Below are 24,260 nucleotides of genomic sequence, written 5' to 3' on the forward strand. Positions count from 1 at the left end.
AGACGGTCAACGTTGCGGACGCACCCGGGCGGAACCCCGCTTCGGAGTCGAGCCCCGGGGGCCGTCCGCCGATGCACCGGATGTCGCCGGCAGCCGCTTCCGCGCGACGCGGCGTGACCCGCCAACGGCCGCACGGCAGGGGCAGGGCCGAAGGTTCGAGCGAGGTTCGCGATGATTTCCCGCACGAGGTTCACCCGCTGGCTTCCCGCCGGGTTGCGTCCCCGGCTCATGCTGCTCATCGCATTCACCGTGGGCAGCTCGATGGCGCTGATGGTCGTCCAGGCCGCGCGGCAGCGCGATGCCGCGATCGGCGCGGCGGCCGCGGAAGCCGCGCTCATGAGCCGCCTCGCCGCGGTCGCGGCCGACAACCTGCTGGCGCGCTCGCCGCGCCTGGCGGGAACGCTCGCAGACTTCGACTCCGCGAGCGTGCGTTCTCCCGCGGCGACGCGCCGCAGGCTCGAGCATCTGCTCGCGTACGTCGGCTCGGACGTCGAAGCCGGCCTGCGGAGCGGCGGCCGCGCCCACTCGCGCCTGCCCGGGCGCACGGCGTTCCTCGTCGTGGACCGCCGCGGCCGGGTCGTGGCGCAGAGGCCGCCGCTGGCGGCACGACGGGGCGATTCGGTGCTGACCGCGCCCCCGCTGGCTCCGGGCCGCTGGATCGAGCGCGTCCGCGGCGGCGAGGGGCACCCGCACATCGTGGCGTTCGCGCCGCTGCCGGGAGCGGAGCCCCCTTCGCTCTACGTGGGCGTCAGCCTCGACCGCGCGGAGATCGTGGCCGGTGCACGACGTGAGTTCGCCAACAACCTCGCCGTGCTGCTGCTGGTCGGCGCGATCGTCGCCGTCGTCGCCTGGTTCGGCGCCCAGGCGGTCGTCGTGCGCCGGGTCGAGGCGCTGGTCGGGGCGACCGAGCGATTGCGGGAAGGCGACCTGTCGGCGCGCACCGGCCTGCCCTACGGTCGTGGCGAGCTGTCGGTGCTGTCGCGCGCGTTCGACGTCATGGCGGCGGCGCTGGAGCGCGGGCTCGAAGCGCGCGAGCGCGACGAGGCCCGCCTGCGCGCGAGCGAGGCGCACAAGTCGGCGGTGCTCGAAGCGGCGCTCGACGGGCTCATGGTGCTCGACGGCGACGGGGTGCTGCTCGAATGGAACCCGGCCGCCCGGCGGCTGTTCGGCGCCCGCGAGCCCGGCGACTCGCGGCCGCGCGCCGGCCACCTCCTCCCGGGACTGGAGCTGCCGGGCGCGAACGAGGCCGGGGACGGGCGGCGGTTCGAGACGGTCGGGTTGCGTGCGGACGGCACCGAGTTCCCCGTCGAGGTCGGCCTGACGCGCATCGCCGGCCGCGCGCAGTTCGTGGCCACGGTGCGCGATCTGACCGAGCGCAAGCGCTGGGAGCGGTCCGTCGAAGCGCTGACCTTCGTGGACGACCTGACCGGGCTCTTCAACCGCCGCGGGTTCTCGATGTTCGCCGCGCAGCAGCTTCGCCTCGCGGCGCGTTCGGGCCAGCGGGTCGTGATCGTGTCGGCGGACGTGGACGGCCTCAAGGCCATCAACGACACGTACGGCCACGCCGAGGGGGACCGGGCCATCATCGAGATGGCGGTCCTGCTGCGGCGCAGCTTCCGCGAGACGGACGTGGTCGCGCGCTTCGGCGGCGACGAGTTCGTGGTGCTCGCGACCGAAACCGAGTCGAACGGCGCGGACTCGGCGCTGGAGCGGCTTGTGAACCTGCTCGAGCTGCGGAACTCGGGCGGCGGAACGAGCTGGCCGCTGCGGGCGAGCTTCGGCTGGATCCGCACGGACTCCCGGTCGGCGCCGCCGCTCGGCGAGCTGATCGCACGCGCCGACGCGCGCATGTACGAGCATCGCCGGGCCGCCCGCGCCGCAGTTCGGTGAGCCTCGGGGCGCGTCCCGCGTGGTAGTCTGGCGCGCGAGTTCCCACCCGCGAACGCCCCGAGAGCCCTTCGAGTCATGCGACCCCGTTTCCCGCTGATCCTGCTTGGCGGCTGTCTCGCCGTCGCGCTCGGCTCCTGCCGGGCGAGCCGCCCCGAGATCCTGGGGCTGGTGCACCCGCGCTCGACGGTGACCGTTCCCGCCGGCGCCGAGCTCGAGGTCCAGGTGGCCGACGTCACGCGCGAGAACGAGGCCCCGGTGGTGATCGCCCGGCGCCTCTACGGACCGCTCGGCGCGCCGCCGTGGCCGTTCCAGCTGCGCGCCGACAGCCTTTCGGTTCTCGACCCGCGGCACGCCTACGCCGTGCAGGCCCGCGTGCTGCTTCACGGCAGGCCGCTGTTCGTCAGCAAGCGGCGGACGACCGTGAATCCGGCGCGGCTCGCCGACACGCTGGAAGTGGTCGTCGAGCCGGTGCCGCGCACCGTGGGCGTGCTGCCCGGCGCGCCCGCGGGTGAAGCGCCCGGGGCGTGGAATCCCCGCGAACGCCCTGCTACATTGCCGTCTCCCGTTTCCACACGATCCACTGGCCTCGCCGGCGGGCTGGACCCGACCGCCGCGCGCGGGCCGCTCGCCCGGAACACGAGGCCCCGATGACCTCCCTGACTCGCTCGCAGACGCTCGCGGACGCGGCGATGCCGCGCGCCGGAACGCTGCACAACGCCGCGCTCGTCGTGATCGCCTCGCTGCTCACCGCGGCGGCGGCGCAGCTCGAGATCCGCCTGCCGTGGACGCCGGTGCCGGTCAGCGGCCAGACGTTCGCGGTGCTGCTCGCGGGCGTCGTGCTCGGCGCGCGGCGCGCGTTCCTCGCCCAGATGCTCTACCTGCTCGAAGGCGCGTGCGGGCTGCCGGTCTTCTCGGGCGGCGCCGCCGGCGCGCTCGTGATGGCCGGTCCGACCGGCGGCTACCTGGTTTCGTTCCCGTTCGCGGCGTTCGTCACCGGCGCGCTCGCCGAACGCGCGTGGGACCGGCGCCCGGCGACGATGTTCCTCGCCATGCTACTCGGCAGCACCGTGATCTTCGCGCTCGGCCTCGCGCAGCTCTCGCGCTTCGTGCCCGCCGATCGGCTGCTGGCGAGCGGCCTGCTGCCGTTCGTGCCGGGCGACCTCGCCAAGTCCGCGCTCGCGGCGCTGGCGTTTCCGGTCGCGTGGCGGTTCGTCCGGGGGCTGGAGGCGAAGTGAGCGTCCACACCGTCGCGATTCTCGGCGCGGGACTGATGGGACGGGGCATCGCCTACGTCTCGGCGCTCGGAGGATTCACGACCCGGCTGCACGACGCTTCGCGGCCGCAGCTCGAAAAGGGCCTCGCCGAGATCGACGCCATCCTCGAGAAGGGCTTCGCCACCGGCAAGGTCGGACACGCGGACGCCATCGCTTCGCGCAAGCGCCTGTCGGGCGCGGACTCGCTCGAGGCGGCGGTCGCGGAAGCCGACCTTGTGATCGAGGCGGTGCCCGAGCGGATCGAGCTCAAGATCGAGGTCTTCGCCGAGCTGGACCGGCTCGCGCCGCCGCACGCGATTCTCGCCTCGAACACCTCCTCGCTGTCGGTCACCGAGATGGCCGCGGCCACCCGCCGCGCCCCGCAGGTCGTGGGAATGCACTTCTTCAATCCGGTGCACCGCATGAAACTGCTCGAGATCGTGCGCGCGCTCGAGACGAGCGAGGCGACGATCGCGGCCTGCGAAGCGGCCGGCGCGCGCATGGGCAAGGAAAGCGTGGTGGTGCGCGAGTCGCCCGGGTTCGTGACCTCGCGCATCAACGCCATGATCGGCAACGAGGCCTTCTACATGCTGCAGGAGGGCGTCGCGAGCGCCGCCGACATCGACAAGGCGCTCAAGCTGGGCCTGAACCATCCGATGGGCCCGTTCGAGCTGGTGGACCTGGTCGGACTCGACACGCGGCTGTCCATCCTGAAGTTCCTGCACCGCTCGCTGGGCGAGAAGTTCCGGCCGTGCCCGTTGCTCGAGCAGTACGTCGCCGCCGGACGGCTCGGCCGCAAGTCCGGTCGCGGCGTTTACGAATACGCGCACAAGGGCTGAAGGGACGCTCCATGGCCACGCGCAAGGCGGCGAAGAAGAAAGCGGCGGGCAGGCGCGCGTCGAAGAAGCGCGCCGCGAAGCCAGCCCGCCGCGCGGCGAAGAAGCGCGTGACGAAGAAGCGTCCGGCACGTCGCGCCGCCAAACCCGCCCGCAAGACGGCGCCGAAACGCGCCGCGAAGAAGCGTCCGGCCCGCCGGGCGGCGAAGCGCCTCGTCACGGCCGTCCGCAAGTCCGCGAAGCCGCGCCCGGCGAGGGTCGCCCGGCGCGCCGGAAGGCCGGGACCCGCCGCGTCGCCGGCGTTCGCCCCCCAGAAGGCCGGCGCCACGGCGAAGGACCTGTTCCTGTTCGAGCTCGAACGCGCGCGCGTGGCGGTGCTCGCGGCCATCCAGGGGATCGGGGCTGGCACGGCGACGCGCCCCATGGGCGAGGGCCGCTGGTCCATCCACGAGCTGGTGCTGCACCTGGCGGTGCGCGACCGCGTGCGGGTCGAGGAGTTCGACTCGCTGCTCGCGGGCCACGCGGCTTCGTGGACGAACGTCTCGCCGGGCGCCGAACAGGCGGCCGAGAACGAAGCCCATCTCGTGCCGCTGCGCGGGATGTCGTGGGACGAAGCGGTGCGAATGTTGATGACCACGCGGGCGGCGCTGCTCGAGCGCCTGCAGGCGGTCCCGTCGGAACCCGCCGGGGTGTGGAGCGCATCCCATCCGTTCGGCGCGACCATGCGCCGGCTGCCCGATCACGACCGCGGGCACGCGGAAGCGATCAAGAAGGCCCGCATCGCGGGCTGAGCCATAGGGGGAAGGTTCATGTCGGAAACGCTGGCTCCGGTTCGGCCGGGCAAGCTCATCATCGGCGGCGAGGCCGTGGACGCGGCTTCGGGCGCCACGTTCGAGACGCACAATCCGGCGACCGAGGAGCGCATCACCACGGTCGCCGAGGCGGGCGCCGAGGACGTGGACCGCGCCGTGAAGGCGGCGCGCGCCGCGTTCGAGAGCGGACCGTGGCCGAAGATGAAGCCCGCCGAGCGCGCCCGCGTGCTGCACCGCCTCGGCGACCTGATCCTCGCGAACGCCGACGAGCTCGCGCGCCTCGAAACCCTGGACAACGGCAAGCCCATCTTCGAATCGCGCCAGATCGACATCCCGATGGTGGCCGGCTGCTTCCATTACTTCTCGGGCTGGGCCAGCAAGCTGACCGGAGAGACGACGAACGTCTCGCCCGCGTTCTTCACGTACACGCTGCGCGAGCCGGTCGGCGTCGTGGGCGCGATCATCCCGTGGAACTTCCCGATGATCATGGTTGGCTGGAAGGCCGCCCCCGCCCTGGCGGCGGGCAACACCGTGATCGTCAAGCCGGCCGCCGAGACGCCGCTGTCGGCGATCCGCATCGGCGAGCTGGCGCTCGAGGCCGGCCTGCCGCCGGGCGTGCTCAACATCGTGCCCGGCCGCGGTTCGGTCGCGGGCGAAGCGCTGGTGCAGCACGCGCACGTGGACAAGATCAGCTTCACCGGCTCGACCGAGGTGGGACAGCACATCATGCGGGCGGCCGCCGGCTCGGTGAAGAAGCTGACGCTCGAGCTGGGCGGCAAGTCGCCGAACATCGTGTTCGCCGACGCCGATCTCGACGCGGCCGTGCGCGGCGCCATGAACGGCATCTTCTACGGCAAGGGCGAGGTCTGCGCCGCGGGTTCCCGGCTGCTCGTCGAAAAGGCGGTGTACGACGACTTCGTGTCGAAGCTCGCCGAGCGCGCGAAGAAGCTCGTGCCGGCGGACCCGATGGACCCCAGGACCCGCCTCGGCGCGCTCGTCAACGTGAAGCAGATGAACAGCGTGCTCGGCTACGTCGAGACGGGCGTCCGGGAAGGCGCCAGGCTGGTCGCCGGAGGCGCCCGTCAGCCGGTCAACGGCAAGGGCACGTTCGTCCAGGCGACGGTGCTCGCCGACGTGAACAACGGCATGCGGGTCGCGCAGGAGGAGATCTTCGGACCGGTGCTGGCGGTGATCCCGTTCGACGGCGCGGACGACGCGGTCGCGAAGGCCAACGACGTGTTCTACGGTCTCGCCTCCGGCGTCTGGACGCGCGACGTGAAGAAGGCGCACTCCGTGGCGCGCCGGCTCAAGGCCGGCACGGTCTGGATCAACACCTACAATTACTTCGATCCCGGCATGCCGTTCGGGGGCTACAAGGGGAGCGGCTTCGGACGCGACCTCGGCGCCGCGTGCCTGAACGAGTACACTCAATTGAAGAGCGTCTGGCTGAACCTCGAATAGGGAAGGATGGCGCGAGCCCCATGGGCCGCCTGCACTGCATCATCCTGCTGACCCCCGAACTCGAACGCCAGAAGGCGTTCTACGAGCACAAGCTCGGACTCGGCGTCGCCCGGACTTCCCCCGACTGGGTTTCGTTCACGCTGCGCGGCGCGTCGCTGGTGCTGCGCGCGGCTCCGGCCGGCGCCGCCGCCGAACTCCAGATCGCGATCCTCGCGCAACCCCTCGCCGCGCGCGTCGAGGCGCTGGCCGCCCGGGGCGTGGCGTTCGAGGGTGGCATCGAGGACGAGCCCGCGTGCCGGCTCGCGCTGCTGAAGGATCCCGACGGGAACCACGTGCGGCTCGTGGAGCCGAAGGACGCGGAGCCGCAGGCGAACTGGCCGCGGCTTTCGTACGCGATCGTGAACTCGTCCCGCTTCGCGAGCACCCTGCACTTCTACCGCGAGGTCCTCGGTCTGCGCGTGGTCGAGGAGCACGAAGGCTGGGTCGAGTTCGACACCGGCCCGACCCGGCTGGTGATCCACGACCGCGACGAGGGCGACTCGCTGACGCTGCACGCCGGGCAGCGCGTGACGTTCGCGATCGAGGACGAGGACCTGGATGCGTGGGCCGACGAACTGCGCGAGCGCGGCGTCACGTTCGCGGCCGCGCCCATGGAGGCCGACCTCGGCGTGCAGGCCGAGGTCGAGGACGCCGACGGCTGGTTCGTCGTGCTGCACGGCCCGCCGCCCGAGGAGCCGCGCGAGGAGGAACTCGCCGAGGACTTCCTCGACGACGACGACGCGCCGGCGCGCACGCAGATGATCCGCAAGCCCGGCGAGAGTTCGGGCGAGAGCACCAAGAAGCGCCTGACCGCGGGCAAGCTCGCGCGCAAGACCAGCGAGCGGGCGGCGACCAAGAACTTCGAGGGCCTCTCGCGCCCGCGCGAAGGCGAACGTGGCGGTGCGCCCGGGCGCGGTGAGGGCTCGGCGCCGGGACCGCGTCCGGCCGGACCCGGCGGCCCGCCGCGTCCGGGCGGCTTTGGTTCAGGTCCTCGCCCCGCCGGACCCGGCGGCCCGCCGCGTCCGGGCGGATTTGGTTCAGGTCCCAGACCTGCCGGACCGGGCGGTCCGCCACGACCAGGTGGTTCTGGTTCAGGCCCCAGGCCCGGTGGCCCGGGGGGTCCGTCTCGCTCGGGCGGCCCTCCCCGTCCCGGCGGCCCGAGGCCGGGCGGACCCGGCGGCCCGCCTCGTCCGGGTGGCCCGCGGCCCGGCGGTCCGTCGCGCCCCGGCGGCTCCAGTGGCGAGCGCGGCTGACGCGCCGACCGCCGCACCTCGCTTCCGACCCCACGTACCGAAAGGACCTTCCCCCGATGAGCCAGCCTCGCGTCCTGCTTGCCGGCGCCGTCCGAACGCCTATCGGCAGCTTCGGCGGATCGCTGCTGCCGACGAACGCCGCGCACCTCGGCGGGATCGTCGCCGCCACGGCGCTCGAGCGCGCGGGCGTGCCGGCGGAGTCGGTGGACGAACTGCTCTTCGGCCACGCGCGCCAGGCGGGCAACGGACCCAACATCGCGCGGCAGATCGTGCGGCGCGCGGCGCTGTCCGACGCCGTGCCCGCCTTCACGATCCACAAGGCGTGCGCGAGCGGCATGCAGGCGATCGTCTCGGCCGCGCAGTCGGTGCGGCTCGGCGACTCCGACGTGGTCGTGGCCGGCGGCGTCGAGCACATGTCGAGCGTGCCGTTCCTGGTCATGAACGCGCGCTGGGGAAAGAAGCTCGGCGACGAGCCTCTGGTGGACTCGATGTATCGCGACGGCTACCTGTGCCCGCTCTGCGATCAGGTGATGGGCGAGACCGCCGAGACGCTCGCCGACGATTACGCGATCCCGCGCGCCGAACAGGACGCGTACGCGCTGCGCAGCCACCAGCGCGCCGCGCGCGCGTGGGAGGCCGGCGTCTTCGATACCGAGATCGTGCCCGTGCCGGTGGGGGAGGGCCGGCGCGCGACCGTCTTCGCGCGCGACGAACACTTCCGTGCCGATGCGAGCCTCGAGTCCATGGCGAAGCTCCGGCCCGTGTTCCGCAAGGACGGCACCGTCACCGCCGGCAACGCCTCGGCGATCACCGACGGCGCCGCGGCGCTGGCCGTGCTCTCGGAGGCCGCGGCCGCGAAGCACGGCGTGAGCCCGCTCGGCGCGCTGCTCGGCGCGACGAGCGTCGGCGTGGACCCGGCGCGCATGGGGATCAGCCCGGTGCCGGCCGTCCGCGAGCTGCTCGACAAGCACCGCCTCGCGCTCGCCGACATTGACGTCGTCGAGCTGAACGAGGCGTTCGCCGCCCAGGTGCTCGCCTGCGATCGGGAGCTGAAGTTCGACCACGAGCGGCTCAACCCCAACGGCGGCGGAATCGCCCTCGGCCACCCGACCGGCTGCAGCGGCGCCCGGATCGTGGTCGCCCTGCTCCACGAGCTGCGGCGGCGCAAAGGCCGCTACGGCGTTGCGACGCTTTGCGTCAGCGGCGGCCAGGGTATGGCGGTGCTGGTCGAGCGGGTGTAGCGGAGGGCGCCGGCGGCCCCCCCGGGGCGCGGCCGCGCCGCGGAATTCCCTCGCCAACTTTCGGGACGCGCTCCTAATCTTTATGTGACGAAGTCGTCAGGCAAGCAGTTCCTCCTGATGAACCGACACGTTCGCGCCCGCTCCGCGGCCTCCCCCCGAGCTGTCGTCCGTGCGCCCTTCGACCCATCCCGGAGGTGCCGGCATGCTCGCTCACGCCCTCGTTCGCACCCGCCCCGGCAGCGTCCGCGCGGTTCCCGCCATGCTTTCCGCGCTGCTCCTTGCAGCCGCCGGCCCCGCGTACGCGCAGCTCTCCGGCACCTACACGATCGGTGCGGGTGGCGACTACGCGACCTTCGCGGCCGCGACCACCGCACTGCAGGCGCAGGGCGTCTCGGGCCCGGTGACGTTTTCCGTGCTCCCCGGCTTCTACAATGAACAGGTGGTGATTCCCGGCATTTCGGGGTCGAGCGTGACCAACCGGGTGACGTTTCAGTCCGCGCTGGACGCTCCGCCGACCGTCATTCTCCAGTGGAGTCCGCCAACGGGCAGCGAGCCGACCGTGGAGTTGAACGGCGCGAGCTGGGTCACCCTTCGAAGACTGACCATCGTCGGGACAACGGATGTGGGCCCGACTTCCGCCGTGCGGATCAGCGGCACCGCGGAGGGAACCGTCCTGTCGGGTTGCGTGCTCCGGTCCAGCACCCTCACGGGCGGGGCGGCCGTGACCATTGAATCGGGAACGAGCCTGACCGACGTCGAAGTCTCGGACTGCATGCTCGGTCCCGCTGGATCTGGACTGCTCTCCACCGAAACGCAGTTCCTCGATTGCCGCATTCTGCGCAACCGTTTCCTGTCCACGATGGGCCTGATCCTCGACGACTGGCAGGGTGGGGCCGGCGCGCTGCTGATCGCGAACAACTTCTTTCCGAACTCGCAGGTCGCGATCTATCCGGGACCGTCGTCGGGCGGCCTTCAGTTCGTGTTCAACAGCATCTTCCGCGACGTGACGGGTGACGGACTGGTCATCAGCGGCTCCGGCCCGAACGGGCTGGCGGTCGTGAAGAACAACATCATCCGCGCCGAGGGCGCCGGGTACGCCTACCTCGTCTCCGACACGGCCATGATCGCCGAGTCCGACTACAACGACCTCAGCGCCGGCGGCGTCGCGGTGCTCGCGAACTGGGCCGGAACCAACTGCACGACCCTCTCGGCGCTCCAGGCGGCGGGCGGAAAGGAAGCGCACTCGATCAGCGTTCCGCCGTCGTTTGCGGGGGCCACCGATCTGCATACGGCGACGGCCGCCCTGGATGGGGCGGGCAGCCCGATCGCCGGGGTCGCCGAAGACATTGACGGCGAGCTCCGAGACCCGGTCACTCCGGACATCGGCGCCGACGAGTTCACCGCGGTGACAGGCCTCGCCGGAACCTACACCGTGGGCGCGGGCGGCGATTACGCGACCATCGCCGCGGCGACGGCGGATCTCTCGAGCAAGGGCGTCTCGGGCCCGACGACGTTCGACGTGCTCAGCGGAACGTACGCGGGCCAGGTGAACCTTGCCCCCGTCCCGGGCGCCTCGCCCGCGAACCGGGTCACGTTCCGCTCGCAGAGCGGCAACGCCGCGGACGTCACGTTGCAGTTCGACCCCGTCAGTACGGCACAGGGCGTGATCCAGATCGCGGACGCGGACTACCTCACGATCTCGACCCTGACCCTCCAGGTCACCCAGGGGTCGGGCTATGGCTCCGGCCTGACGCTTCAGGGCGTCACCCAGGGCGTACGCATCGAGAGCTGCGTCATCAACGGCCTCGCTTCGAACGGCACCGGGGTTCGTGTCTCCTCCGGCGTGCACGACAGCCTCGTGATCCGTCAGAACACGATTCCCATGGGCGGCAATGGCATCGCTCTCTTCGCCGCCACCTACACCGGCGTTCGCGTCGAACGGAATCTGATCGGAACCATGGGCCAGTGGGCGATCGAGCTCGCAGGCTGGACGGGCCCGCCCACCGGAGCGGTCCGCATCGCCAACAACGTGGTCCAGAACGGCGGCATCCTGATCCAGCAGAACGCGGGGACCAGCAGGGGAGTCGAGATCCTTCACAATTCGGTCTCGCGGGCGACAGCAGCCCCGGTGCTCAGCGTTTCGACCTCGGGCGGCACGTCCTCGAACGCCATTAGCATCCTGAACAACGTTTTCTCCAACATTGGCGATGGCGTCGTGTTGAACGTGGGAGACCCGACGGCGATCGCCGCTTCGGACCACAACTCGCTTCACACGACCGGCGCGGTTCTCGCGTCCTGGGGTGGCTCCAACCACGGTTCGCTTGCCGAACTCCGCGCGACGAGCGGCAAAGACCTCGCCTCCATCGAAGGCTTCCCCGGGTTCATTGACGCGGCGCTGCACACGCGCTCGTCCTTCCTGAACGCCGCGGCCCAGCCGCTCGCCGGCGTCACCGAGGACTTCGACGGCGATCCGCGCGATCCCGCGACGCCCGACATAGGCGCCGACGAGTTCGCGACGCCGTACACTCCGCTCGCCGGCACGTACACGGTGGGTTCAGGGGCGCAGTACAACAACCTCACCAGCGCGGCCGCTGACCTGCTGCTGCGCGGTGTCTCGGGCCCGGTGACGTTCGACCTCTTCAGCCAGACGTTTCCCGAGCAGCTCAAGTTCTATTCCCCGATCGGAGTCTCGGCCACGAACCGCGTGACGTTCCGCTCCCAGACGGGGGACGCGGCGAGCGTGACGGTGAACTTCAACCCGAACAGCACCGCCGGGGGCGTCGTGCACCTGAGCGGAGCCGATTACGTCACGCTGTCCGACCTCACGCTGCAGGCGGGAGGAGCGGGGGTCGGCTCGGGGGTCGCGATCGCCGGCGGGACCGTCGGGGTGCGGGTCCAGCGCTGCGTGATCACCGGCATGCAGACCAGCGGGTACGGTGTGCTGTTCGCGTCCAATTCGAAGGCCGACAGCGCGGAGGTTTCGGGAAACACGATCGCAGCCTCGAATCGCGGCGTGTTCGCCAACGGCCCGACCTTGACGGGGGTGCGTATCACAGGCAACTCGATCCGCGACGCGTCGAACGCGGGCATCACAATTTCGTCGTGGACAGGCCCCGCGAGCGGCTCCGTTCGGATCGCGAACAACATGTTGTCGAACGCGGACATCGAACTCGCCTTGGTGTCCACCTCGCTGGGCGCGGAGTGTGCGCACAATACGCTTTACATCCGCTCGCTGAGCGATGCCTTGACGCTGATTGCCTCGAATACCCTCCCGGGCACGATGCGGATCCAGAACAACATCTTCGCGTGCGAGGGCGGTGGTCGCCCGCTGGTGTCGAACCAGGCGATCCCTTCAGGGGTCTGTGACTACAACGCTCTGTACACGACCGGTGCGGTGCTGACCTCGATCGTTGCCAACCTCTCGCAGACTCTGGCCGAACACCAGGCCGCGAACGCGATTGATCTGAACTCCGTCAGCTTCCACCCCGGACTCGCATCCGCCACGGACCTGCACACGACGCTCTCCGCGCTCGACGGCCGCGGCACGCCGGTGGCATCGGTCGCCACGGACTTCGACGGCCAGCCGCGGGACCCTTCGACGCCGGACATCGGCGCCGACGAGTTCGCTCCCGGCTCGCCGCTCTTCACCGGCACCTACACGATCGGCGCGGGGGGCGACTACGCGACCTTTGCTGCGGCGACGTCGGACCTGCTGCTGCGCGGCGTGACGGGCCCGGTCACTTTCGCGGTGCTCCCGGGTACCTACACCGAGCGCGTGATCGTCCGCGCGGCGGGCGGCATGTCGCCCGCGAACCGCCTGACTTTCGAATCGCAAAACGGCTCACGCTCGGACGTCACCGTGCAGTACAACACTGCTTCCACCATTCAGGGCGTCTTCGAGCTTCAGGGCGCGAGCTGGACCTCGGTGCGCAACCTGACGCTGCGGGTCACCCAGGCCTCGGGCAGCGGCTCGGGCGTCCGGCTCACCGGGTTCGTCGAGTCCGCGGCGATTCAAGGTTGCGCCATGACCGGTTTGCAGGCGAGCGGCTACGGCGTGAACCTGAGCCTCGGCAGAGCGGACTCTCTGCGCGTCACCGACAACCTCGTGGACTCCGGCGTGCGCGGGATCAACCTGGAGACGGTCACGCTCCGGGGCGTTCAGGTGCTGCGCAACTCGTTCATGAACGGCGGCGCCAGCTCGGTCTACGTGCGCGGGTGGGATGGTCCGGCGGGCGGCGCGCTACTCATCGCGAACAACTGGATGTCGTCGCCCCTGGTATTGTACACCAGCGGACCCGGGTCCGTCGGCGTGGAGGCCTATCACAACAGCATCAGCATCACCTCGGCTACGTACGATGCCTTCGCGCTCAGCACCCTCTCGGGCTCGCCGCCCGTCGGCGCCGTGAAGCTGAAGAACAACGTCGTCGCGTCGTTCGCCGGCGGCCGCGCCCTGTCCGTGACCTCGCCCGCCTTGCTCGCGGAATGCGACTACAACGACTACTTCACCGCGCACACGACTCTCGCCACGGCGAGCTCCGTGAACTACGCCGACCTCGCGGCCTGGCGCGCGTTCAGCGGTTTCGACGCCCACTCGCTCGAAGTGCACCCGGGCTTCGTGGATGTCGTGGACGACCTGCACACGGCGAGCAGTTTCCTCGACGGCCTCGGCGCGCCGGTGACCGGCGTGACCGAGGACTTCGACGGTCAGACGCGCAGCGCATCGGCCCCCGACATCGGCGCCGACGAGTTCACGGCCGTCGCGCCGATCGCGACGGGCGCGTACACGGTCGGGGCCGGGGGCGACTACCCGACGCCGACCGCGATGCTGGACGATCTCTACCAGCGGGGCGTCGCGGGCCCGGTCACGTTCCAGCTCCTGACGGGCACCTACACCGGGCAGTGGAAACTCCAGACGCCGGCGGGCGCCTCGGCCGCCAACCCGGTCACGTTCCGCTCGCAGACCGGCAATGCGTCCGACGTGATCCTCGAGTACGCCTCGCTCTCGACCGCGACGGGCATCGTCGAGTTTCGTGGCGCAGATCATGTCTCGATCGCCGACCTCACGCTGCGCAAGACCGGGGGTCTCACGCCGTCCTGCGGCGTCTACATCTCCGGCCGGAGCACCACGAGCACGATCGAGGGTTGTACGCTCGCTGCGCTCGGACTTAGCGGAATCGGGATCAACATCGCCAGCGGCGGCGCCGCCGAGAGCCTGCTGGTGAGCCGCAACACGGTGACGGGGGTTGGCAACGGGCTCTACGGCAACACCGGGGTCACGGTGACCGGCGTGCGCGTGCTGCGCAACTGGTTCGACGTCGCGTCCTCGACCGGTCTGCCGATCCACTTCCAGAACTGGATCGGGCCGGCGACCGGGTCGCTCTACATTGCGAACAACTTCTTCACCGGAAACGGCAGGGTGCTGCTGTCCCAGGGCCCGGCGTCGGCGGGAGTCGAGTTCAACTTCAACAGCGTGAACGTTTCCAACATCAACGGGGCGCTTTCGCTCCTCGTGGCCTCCGGCGCTCCGCCCGCGGGCTCGGTGCGGCTCCGGAACAACATCTTCCAGAACCGCAATGTCACCGGTCCGGCGCTGACGGTCGCAAACGGAGCCGCCGTCGCCGTCTCCGACCACAATAATTTCTACAAGCCATCCGGCGGAACTCTGGCGAGCTGGTCGCTCTCGACCGTCTCGACGCTGGCCGCGCTGCAGTCCGTGAGCCTGCAGGACGCCCAGTCGGTCAGCGGCGACCCGCTTTTCACGTCGCTCACCGACCTGCACACGAGCGCGAGCCTGCTGGCGGGAGCGGGAACGCCCGTGGCGGGAATCACCGACGACTTCGACGGCCAGCCGCGCGACCCCGCGACTCCGGACATCGGCGCCGACGAAAACACGCCGGCCGGCCCGCCGCTCGCCGGCACGTACACGATCGGCGCTGGCGGAAGCTACCTGTCGTTCGCCGCCGCCGTGAGCGATCTCGAAACGCGCGGCGTCTTTGCTCCGGTGACGTTCAACGTCCTGCCCGGCGCCTACCCCGAACAGGTGACACTCAACTCGATCCCCGGCGCGTCTCCGGCCAGCCGCGTCACGTTCCGCTCGCTGACCGGGAACGCGGCCGATGCGACGCTGCAGTTCGCCAACAACCTGAGCTCGAGCGGCGTCCTGCAGCTCTCAGGCGTGTCGCACGTGTCGTTCCGCGACCTGACCATTGCCATGTCCGGACCGCCGAACGCCGCCGGCGCCGCCGTTTACCTTACGAACTCCGCGGTCGCGGTGTGGATCACGAACTGCGTGCTCGCCGGCTCGTCCTCGTCGGGGCGCGGTCTGCTCGCGGCCGGCGCGACGCTCGACAGCGTTCTCATCGAAGGCAACCGGTTCCCGCTGACAGGCGAGTCCATGAACCTGTCGGGGAACCTCAGCGGCGTGCGGGTCATGGGCAACGTTCTCGAGGGCGTTTCGAACCCCGCGAGCGGAGGCCTGGTCGTGAGCGGGTGGACCGGTCCGGCCACCGGTGCGCTGCTCATCGCGAACAACTTCTGCATCGGGAACGCGTGGATCAACGTTATCCAGACCGCGGGTTCGAACGGGCTCGAGGTCTACCACAACAGCGTGCGGACCACGGGAAGCCTCGACGCATTCACGCTGACCATCAGCGGCTCGGCCCCGGCGAACTCGGTCCGGGTCATGGACAACGTGTTCGCGTGCACCGGAACCGGGCGGCCACTCGTGGTCGCGTTGCCCTCGGTGATCGCCGTCTCGGACTACAACGATCTCCACACCGTTGGGGGGCCCGTGCTCACCCGCTGGGGCGGATCGAACTACGCGACCCTCGCGGCGCACCGGGCGGGCAGTGGACAGGACGCCCACTCCGTGAGCGGGGACCCGCAGTTCACGTCCGCCAGCGATCTGCACGCGTCCGCCGCGCTGCTCAGCGGTGCGGGCACGCCGCTCGCGGCCGTCCCCACGGACATTGATGGTGAAACCCGCAGCCTCAACGCGCCCGACATCGGCGCCGACGAGTTCGCCCTCGCCGCGCCGCTCGCGGGCGACTACACGGTCGGCACGGCCGGCGACTACGCGACTCCGGCGGCCGCGGCGGCGGACCTGACGCTGCGCGGCGTCTCCGGGCCGGTGAACTTCCTGATTCAGTCGGGCACGTACGACGGCACCGTGACGCTGACCACGATCGCGGGGGCGGGTCCCGGCGCGCGCGTCCGCTTCGCCTCGCAGTCGGGCGCCGCCGGCGATGTCGTGCTGCGCGCGTCCGCGGCGAACTCGGACGGCAGCGACGCCGTGCTCCGCCTGGCCGGCGCCCGTTACGTGGACGTGGAGGCCGTCACGCTCCGCTCGACCGTGCCGGGAGCGAGCGGCACGCTCGCCTGGCTCGCGTCCGCGACCGACAATGACCGGTTCCTCGGCTGCACCCTCGATCTCGCGCTCGGCGGCCTGTACGGCATCTACGGATTCTCCGCCGTGATGGACAGCCTCGTGGTCCGCAACTGCACGTTCTCGATGCCCAGCGGCAGCAGCTACGGCTACGGCGTCTCCGCCGCGGGATTCTCGACCGCACATGGCGCGGTCATCGAAGGCAATGACTTCACCGGGGGCCTCACCGGCATCTACTGGGTGCCGAGCCTGGCGTCGAACGGCATGATCGTGCGCGACAACACGTGCACGATGGGCAGCAGTGGCACCGGCTTCCTGCTGTCCTTTCTGAACGGCGGCGAAGTGACGGGGAACCGGATCGCCAGCGACGGCTACGGGATGAACCTGCAGTACATGGACGGTTCCACGCTGGTGGCGAACAATTTCGTGCAGGCCAGCGGCTACGGGTTCTTCCTGCAGAGCCCGGCCTCGATCCGTCTCTACCACAACAGCGTGAACCACACCGGGGCGACCGGGAGCGCCGTTCACGTTTCCCCGAGCGCCCTCGGCGCGGTGACGCTGGTGGACAACGTCCTCGCCGCCACGGGCGGCGGGTACGCCCTCTCGGTCAACGGGCCGCCTTCGCACATCGCGCTCTCGAACTACAACGACCTCTACGTGACCGGACCGACGCTGGCCCGGTTCAACTTCACCGACTACCCGACGCTCGCCGACCTGCGCGCCGGAACCGGTTTCGAGGCGCAGTCGGCCTCGGCGAATCCGTCGTTCGTCTCCGCCACCGACCTGCACGCGCAGGCGGCGGCGCTCGACGGGGCCGGCACGCCGCTGGCCGAAGTGACGACCGACATTGACGGCGAGCCGCGCAGCCTCACGGCGCCCGACATCGGCGCCGACGAGTTCGCGATCCTGGACGGCGTTCCTCCGGTCGTGACCTTCGAGGCGGGGCCGGCCGACAACGCGGTGCTTTTCGGCGACACGGCGTCGTACGCATGGTCGGCCACCGACAACCTGACGCCGGGCGACTCCATCACCTACCGCTCGGCGCTCGACGCGCCGTTTTCCGGCGCCTACGGTTACGAAACCTCGCGTTCGCTCGCCGGCCTGACCGACGGCCCGCACTCGTTCCGCGTCGAGGCGAGGGATCTCGCCGGCGGCATCAGCGCGCCGATCGCGCGCACGCTGCGCGTGCACCGCACGGCCCCCGACGTGGCCTTCGACAGCCCCGCCGCCGGAGCGTTCACGGGCGCCGCCGTCGGCGTGACCTGGCACATGATCGCCCGCAGCCTGGTTTCGAACCCCGACAGCATCTTCTTCTCGTCCCGGCTGGACTCGGGCGCTTTCAGCCCGCCCTTGCGCGATTCGTCCGCCGCGCTGAGCGGGCTGGCCGAGGGTCCGCATTCGGTCGAGGTGCGGGTCACCGACGAGGCGGGCCTGGCGAACACGCGTTCGCGAGCGTTCACCGTGGACCTCACGGCTCCCACCGTTTCGATCACGAGCGGTCCGCCCGAGGGCGGGTACTCGCCCGCAGGCGTCGCCTTCACCTTCTCCTCGACCGACAATCTGACTCCCGCGGTCCAGATGCGGTACTCGTACCGCCTCGACGGTGGCGCGTTCACGCCGCCCTCCACGACGGCGGGCGCGAACTACGCCGACCTCGGGCCCGGACCGCACACGCTCGGCGTCCGCGCCCACGACGCTGCGGACAACGTGAGCGCCGAGGTGGCCCGCCAGTGGACCGTGGACCTTTCGCCGCCCGAGACCCAGATCGCCGGCGGACCGGCGGACGGCGACACCCTGGGCTCGAACAGCGTGACGTTCGACTTCACGGGCACCGACAACCTGACGCCCCTCGCCTCGTTGCGCTTCCAGGCCCGGCTCGACGGAGCCGGGTTCGACGCGGCCTCGGCCGCCACGAGCCGGAACTACTCCGGCGTGCCGGACGGGCCGCACTCGTTCCAGGTGCGGGCGGTGGACCTCGCCGGCCTCCCCGACGGCACGCCCGCGGCGCGCACGTTCACGGTGGACGCGCAGGGACCGGCGGTCCTCATCGCCAGTGGGCCGGCGAACAACGCCTGCGTGGACACGGCCGATGTGGCGTACGCGTGGTCGGCGACCGACGCGGTGACGCCGCCGGCGCAGATCGAGTTCTCGTACCAGCTGGACGCCACGCCCTTCACGGCCTACGGGCCGGACACGAGCGCCTCGTTCACGTCGCTCGCCGAAGGCCTGCACACGTTCACGCTGCAGGCCCGCGACGGCAGCGGCCACGTGACGAGCGTCACGCGCTCGATCCGGGTGGACGTGTCGGCTCCGGTCGCGGCCGCGCCGACGACGCGCGTGCTGGACAGCTCGAGGATCCGCATCCAGTGCACCGCGAGCGACAACTCGGGCGTGACCGGCTTCCGCGTGCAGGTCTCGACCGATCCGGCGTTCGGCTCGCTCGCGGCCGACGTGCAGATCGGCGCGAGCGGCACCCATGACTTCATCGGCGTGCCCGGCAGCTCGTACTACGCCCGCTCGCAGGCGTCCGACTGCGCCGGAAACCTGACGGCGTTCACGGGCCCTTCGAACGTCGCGATCCTCGCGAGCCTGCCGAACCTGGTGGTCACGAACGTGACCGCGCCGCCGACGGCGACCTCCGGCCAGCCGATCGTGGTGGACTACACGGTGGCGAACAACGGCGCCGGTCCGACGAGCACGCCGTCGTGGTGGGAATCCGTCTGGCTGTCGCCGACTCCGACCTACGACGCGCAGACGGCCGTGCTGCTCGGACAGCGGCAGAACGTCACCTTCCTCGGAGTGGGCGAGTCCTACACCGGCTCGGTGACGGGCACCGTGCCCCTCGGCACCAGCGGCACGCGTTACGTGCTGGCGACCGCCGATGGCGGCGACGCCGTCCCCGAAACCGACGGCACGGACAACACGTCCGCTTCGGGCGCGGTGGCGGTCGTGCTCGGCGCCGTCGCCGACCTGGTCGTGACGCAGGTGGTCGCCCCCCCGACGGCGCTCTCGGGCGAAACCGTTACCGTCTCGTGGACGGTGCGCAACGGCGGCGCCGGCCGCACCGACGCCTCGCAATGGTACGACGCGGTCTTCCTCTCGACGGATGCGACTTTCGACTTCGACGTGCTCGGCGGCCAGAGCATTCGTGCTACCGACGACTGGCTCGCACGCACGCAGCACACCGGCGTGCTCGAGGCGGATTCCTCGTACACCGCCAGCCTGCAGGTGACGTTGCCGCCCTACTTCGGCGGCACGCGCTATCTGATCGTGGCGAGCGACATGAACGCATCCACCGACAACCAGTCCGTGGGTGAGCGCGGGCTCGTGTTCGAGGACCAGCAGGAAATCAACGCGACGGCCGGCGCGGCGACCGAGGTGACCCAGCAGCTCCCGCCGGACCTGCGCGTGGACGCGCTCACGACGAACGGGCAGCCGGTCTCGGGCGGCGGGCTCCAGGCTTCGTTCACGGTCGGCAACCACGGCTTCAACGCGACCGGCGCCGGTGCGTGGACGGACCAGCTCTGGCTGTCCGCCGATTCCCTGCTCGACGTGGCCGACGTCCTGCTGGGCTCCTACCCGCAGAGCGGCAACCTGGACCTGGACGCGAGCTACTCGCGGAACGTCGTCGTGAACCTTCCCAAGGGCATCAGCGGGCCGCGGTGGCTGATCGCGAAGCTGGACGTCTACGGCCAGCTCGTGGAGTACCTCGAAAGCAACAACGTCACGCCCCTCGCGCAGCCCGTCAACGTGGCGCTCTCGCCGTGGCCGAACCTCGCGCCGGTGGCGGTCTCGGTGAGCGACACGGTTCTTGCCGGCGGCTCGGGCACCGCGCAATGGCAGGTTTCGAACGCCGGCACCGGGAGCGTCGCCGCTGCCTTCACGGACAACGTCGAACTGGGCACGGGCGCCATCTGGACTTCCAGCGCGCGCGTCTCGGGTTCGCAGCGCGCGAACCACGTGCTTCAGCCGGCCGAGTCGTATTCGGCGAGCGCGACGTTCAACGTGCCGGCGTCGTACGCGGGCACGTACTGGGTGTTCGCGCGCACCGACGCGCAGAACGAGGTGTTCGAGCACACCGACGAGGGCGACAACATCGTGGCCATCGGCACGGTGTATGTGAAGCCCTACCCGGCCATTGATCTCGGGGTCACGAACGTCTCCGGGCCGGCCGCCGCCTCGGGCGGCGGGCCGCTGCCGGTGAGCTACTCGGTGGCCAACGGCGGGCAGGGAGCGACGCTCGCCGGCTGGTGGCCCGAGGAAGTCTGGCTGTCGTCGGACACGTCTTTCAATCCCGCGCAGGACCACCAGGTCGCGACTCCCGGCCACGCCGGCGCACTTGCGGCGGGTGCGGGCTACGCGCGTGACGTCAGCGGTACGGTGCCGCAGGGATTGAACGGCGCCTACCACGTGATCGTGCGCTCGGACCCGGGCGGCGCCTCCGGCGACGGCGCGCTGGCGAACAACACCGCCGTATCGGCGGGCACGGTGCTCGTGACCTCGCCGGCTCCGCCGCAGCTCACCGTGAGCGGCGTGACGGTGGCGGCGAACCTCGACGCGGGCCAGCCGGCGCTGGTGGGCTGGCAGGTGAACAACGGCGGCGCCGGGGCCGTGCCGAACAGCGAGTGGTACGTCGGCGCCTACCTGTCGCAGGACCCGTGGCTGGACGGCAGCGACGTCTCGCTCGGCAGCGTGGCCGGGCCGGCCGCGCTCGGCGGCGGCTCGAGCGCTCCGCAGCAGCTCACGGCGACGATGCCGGGCTGGGCTTCGGGCGCCTACTACGTGATCGTGCGCGCCGACAACCGCGGCGAAGTGTGGGAAGCCGGCGCCGAGAACGACAACGCCGCGACCGCGCCGACGACCCTCACGCTGCCGCCGCCCTCGGATCTCGTCGTGACCGACGTCCTGGTGCCGCCCGCGGCGGTGCCGGGCGAACCGATCACGGTGACCTACACGCTGGCGAACCAGGGTGCGAACCCGGCGGTGGGCCAGCTGCAGAACGCGGTCTTCATGTCGTCGGACTCGGCGTTCATCTCGAGCGTGGATCCGCTGGTCGGCGTCGAGATCGTCAACATCAACCTGCCGCCCGGCGGATCACAGCGCTTCACGGCGCGGGCGTCCGCGCGGCCGCTGCAGGTGGACCTCGACGGCAACGTCACCGGGACGCTGCCACCACTCTCGCCCGGCTCCTACCACGCGATCGTCCGGGCCAACATCCGCGACAACATCCGCGAGTCCGACGGAGCGAACAACCAGACGATCTCGGCGGCGCAGGTGCTGACCGACCTGCCGGCGCTCTCGCTCGGGATCCCGGCCGCCTTCGACCTCGCGGACGGTCAGGCGCGGTTCTGGAAGGTGAGCGTGCCCGCCGACTTCGATCTCGAGCTGACGCTCTCCAGCGACGTGGCGGACGCGACGAACGAGATGTTCACGGCGTTCGCGCGCACACCCGACGAGAACGAGTGGGACTTCAGCGGCCCGGCCGGCTTCACCGCGAACCCGGTGGTGCTGGTTCCGCAGACGCAGGCGGGCACCTACTACCTGATGGTCGTCGCCCGCGATCTCGGCCAGGTGGCTAGCCTCGAACACCTGACGCTGCTCGCCGAGACGCTGCCGTTCTCGATCACCTCGCACGCGCCGACGGCCGGCGGCGCGGGCGGACGGGTGACGATGCGCGTGCGCGGCGCCGGCCTGCGCGACACGACGGAGTTCCGGCTCGAGCAATCGGGCGTCGTCAAGGCCCGCGCGCGGCTCGCGAAGTTCACGAACTCGACCGACGTGCTCGCCCGCTTCGACCTGACGGGCGTCGCCGAGGGTCTGTACGACCTCGTCGCGGCCAACGGCCTGACGACCGTCGTGATTCCCGGCGGCTTCTCGGTGGAGCCCGCGCGTCCCGTCGAGGTCGCGATCGAGACGGACAACGCCGACGTGTTGCGGCGCAGCGCGACCGCGCCGTTCACCGTTCGGCTGCGCAACCCCTCGAACCAGGACGCGCCGGTGGTGCGGGCGCGCGTGCTGTTCCCGGCGACCTCGGCGCTGCGTTCGCTCGAGGCGGATCCGGGACTGTTCCCGGCCAGCGCGCTGGTGCCGTCGCTCACTCCCGTCGCCGGTGACGCGGCGGTGCTTCACCGTGCCGGCGGTGGCGATTCGCTTCTCGCGGTGGAGGTCGTCGGTGCGAACCTCGCCCCGGGCGAGTCCCGGGCCCTGACGCTGGGCGTCTCGGGATTCGACAGCAGCCCGTATTCGATCCGCGTGCTGGCGGACGCGACGACCGTGATCGCCTTCCTCGACCGGCAGCAGGCGGCGCACGAGGCGGCGAGGCGGGCGCTGCTCTCCGATCCGGCCGGGCTGCCGGCGGATCTGGTGGCGCTCGCCGGTGACGCCTTCGCGTTTCGCGACACGTCGCTGATCAACACTTACGTCCGCCCGGGCATGCTGGCGGCGAGCGACGTCGAGGACTATCTGTTCATCATTGATCACCTCGTCCTGCCGTCGCCGGACTTCGCCCTTCCCGCGGGCCCGCAGACGCTGCTCGACGAACTGGCGGCCGGCGGACCGTGCGGCGGTGCGGGCGTCGTGCCGGAGTGCGCGCCGGACGTGGCCGTGCCGGGCACGGCGTTGCCCGCGTGCGTCAGCGTCTTCGACGCGGCTGATCTGCCCGTGCCGGTGGCGGTCGCCGATGGCCGCGTCGCACGCGTCACGGGCGGCACCGCGGCCGGCTTCTCGGTCACGGCCAGCGCGAATGCGCGCGTCGTCGTCCCGTGCGACCCGAACCTGATGACCGGTCCGGCCGGGTTCGGCACCGAGAAGTGGGTGCGGGGCGCGGCGCCGATGCCGTACCGCGTGGACTTCGAAAACCTGCCGGGCGTCGCGTCGGCGCCGGCCCAGGTCGTGCGCATCACGGTTCCGATCGATCCGAACCTCGACCTGACGACGTTCCGGGTGGGCAGCATGGGGTTCGGCGGCACGCACCAGATCAACGTGCCGGGAGGGCGCACGAGCTACAGTGCGCAAAACGGCTACGCGGACCTCGGTCTCGCGGTGCGGGTCACGGCGGGCATCAATCTGCAGACGCGGGAAGCGAGCTGGGTGTTCACGACCATAGACCCGGCGACGGGCCAGCAGCCCACCAATCCGTACATCGGCTTCCTGCCCGTGAACAACCAGTTCGGCGACGGCACCGGATTCGTGACCTACAGCATTCAGCCCTACGCGAACGCCGTCTCGGGCGGCACGGTGCAGGCGCAGGCCTCCATCCAGTTCGACGTCAACACGCCCATGCCGACGAACATGGCCATGAACCGGGTGGACACCCGGCTGCCTTCGAGCGCCGCGCTCACGGGCATCGAGCAGCTCGATGCCTCGCGCGTGCGGGTTCACTGGACCGGCTCGGACGACTCGACCGGGGCGGGCCTGGCAAACGTGACGCTCTACGTGCGCCAGGACGTGGGCGCGTTCACACCGGTCGCCCCCCCCACCAGCGGCACGTCGCTGGAGGTGCCGGTCGCGGATGGCCACACGTTCGGGTTCTACACGCTCGCGGCGGACAACGTCGGCAACGCCGAGGTCACGAAGTCGGACCCCGAGGCGGCGGTCACCGTCGGCAGCCCGCAGCTCGGCACGGACAACGGGCCGCCGCGCGTCACGCTGCTCCACCAGAACTTCCCCAATCCGTTCCGCGCCGGCACCCGGGTGCGGTTCGATCTGGCGCGCGACGAAACCGTCACGCTCGACATCTTCGACGTCCAGGGCCGGCTCGTGAGCCAGCCCCTGGACGCGAAGCGGCTCGAGGCCGGCAGCCACGTCGTGGACATCACCCGGCTGCCGCGGGGCGCGAGCGTTTACTTCTATCGGCTGCGGGCCGGGGACTACGAAAAGACCCGCCGCATGGTCCTCATCCCGTAGTAGCTTCCATGGGCCGGCGCCATCCACCGGTGGCGCCGGCTCGGGTCGTGCGCAGCATGCGCTTCCGAGAGGGACCTGAACCTCGACCGGACGACGTTCCACGCGAGGAGCTCGGGGTTTGACGGCACACGCCGGATCCACGCGTTCGCGGCACGCTCCAGCGACCGTTCGACCGCGAAGCTTCGG

General features: G+C 70.9%; 9 protein-coding genes. All 9 read left to right on the forward strand.

Going from position 1 to position 24,260, the window contains the following annotated elements:
* The first annotated feature begins 171 nt into the window (after positions 1-171).
* The 9 genes from IT347_12930 (at position 172) to IT347_12970 (ending at position 24,074) form a co-directional block, all read left to right on the forward strand.
* Positions 172-1,890: a diguanylate cyclase gene (locus IT347_12930; GenBank protein ID MCC6350485.1), complete on the forward strand. Its 1,719-nt coding sequence runs from the start codon at positions 172-174 to the stop codon at positions 1,888-1,890.
* A 75-nt stretch (positions 1,891-1,965) separates the two neighbouring features.
* A complete protein-coding gene (locus tag IT347_12935) occupies positions 1,966-2,541 on the forward strand; it encodes a YbaY family lipoprotein (GenBank protein MCC6350486.1) in 576 nt (191 codons plus the stop codon).
* Positions 2,538-3,125, forward strand: a complete 588-nt coding sequence (locus IT347_12940) for a biotin transporter BioY (protein MCC6350487.1) — start codon at positions 2,538-2,540, stop codon at positions 3,123-3,125. Before IT347_12935 ends, IT347_12940 begins: the two co-directional genes overlap by 4 nt.
* Positions 3,122-3,982 carry a 3-hydroxyacyl-CoA dehydrogenase gene (locus tag IT347_12945; GenBank protein ID MCC6350488.1) on the forward strand — a complete coding sequence of 287 codons (861 nt, stop codon included), beginning with the start codon at positions 3,122-3,124 and terminating at the stop codon, positions 3,980-3,982. The genes IT347_12940 and IT347_12945 overlap by 4 nt, the downstream gene beginning before the upstream one ends.
* A gap of 11 nt (positions 3,983-3,993) precedes the next feature.
* The gene (locus tag IT347_12950) at positions 3,994-4,770 is read left to right on the forward strand and encodes a hypothetical protein (protein MCC6350489.1); all 777 of its coding nucleotides are present in this window, start codon (positions 3,994-3,996) and stop codon (positions 4,768-4,770) included.
* A gap of 18 nt (positions 4,771-4,788) precedes the next feature.
* A complete protein-coding gene (locus tag IT347_12955; GenBank protein MCC6350490.1) occupies positions 4,789-6,252 on the forward strand; it encodes an aldehyde dehydrogenase family protein in 1,464 nt (487 codons plus the stop codon).
* A gap of 20 nt (positions 6,253-6,272) precedes the next feature.
* On the forward strand, positions 6,273-7,544 hold the full coding sequence (locus IT347_12960) for a VOC family protein (GenBank protein MCC6350491.1): 1,272 nt from the start codon (positions 6,273-6,275) through the stop codon (positions 7,542-7,544).
* 56 nt (positions 7,545-7,600) lie between these two features.
* Positions 7,601-8,785: a thiolase family protein gene (locus tag IT347_12965; GenBank protein ID MCC6350492.1), complete on the forward strand. Its 1,185-nt coding sequence runs from the start codon at positions 7,601-7,603 to the stop codon at positions 8,783-8,785.
* A 202-nt stretch (positions 8,786-8,987) separates the two neighbouring features.
* Positions 8,988-24,074 carry a right-handed parallel beta-helix repeat-containing protein gene (locus tag IT347_12970; GenBank protein MCC6350493.1) on the forward strand — a complete coding sequence of 5,029 codons (15,087 nt, stop codon included), beginning with the start codon at positions 8,988-8,990 and terminating at the stop codon, positions 24,072-24,074.
* Positions 24,075-24,260 lie beyond the last annotated feature (186 nt).

The sequence above is a fragment of the Candidatus Eisenbacteria bacterium genome, assembly GCA_020847735.1.
Lineage (GTDB): Bacteria > Eisenbacteria > RBG-16-71-46 > RBG-16-71-46 > RBG-16-71-46 > CAIXRL01.